The sequence below is a fragment of the Vibrio sp. 10N.286.48.F5 genome, from assembly GCF_041469785.1.
Lineage (GTDB): Bacteria > Pseudomonadota > Gammaproteobacteria > Enterobacterales > Vibrionaceae > Vibrio > Vibrio crassostreae_C.
The window spans coordinates 1-294 of record NZ_JBFRLG010000053.1 but is presented as its reverse complement, the minus strand read 5'-3'; the positions used below and the strand labels follow the sequence as shown (position 1 = coordinate 294).

The 294-nt window shown below is 46.6% G+C and carries 1 protein-coding gene; it reads right to left on the bottom strand.

Features of this window, described 5'->3' with window-relative positions; all coding sequences use genetic code 11:
* The coding region (locus tag AB4185_RS21400; RefSeq protein WP_372135905.1) for a VCBS domain-containing protein at positions 1 to 294 on the bottom strand (294 nt) is incomplete at both ends.

Below are 294 nucleotides of genomic sequence, written 5' to 3'. Positions count from 1 at the left end.
CCTCTATAGGATTTAAATTCGCTATCCAGCGCTTGTGTTTCAGTGAGCTGAATGACATTAGAAGCCAGTGTGGCTTTATCATCTGTCCCGGCAATCGTAAGCGTGGCGGTTTGTTGCGTACTTCCACCATGGCCATCTTCTACTTGATAAGTGATAGCGATTTGTTGCGACTGACCATTGGCCAAATGATTAAATGCGGGATCAGTGGCATCAACAATTAACGTATGCCCATCAGCATCTAAGGTAATGCCCGTTGGAAGTTGGCCCGACTGAGGTTGACCATCGATGGCATAT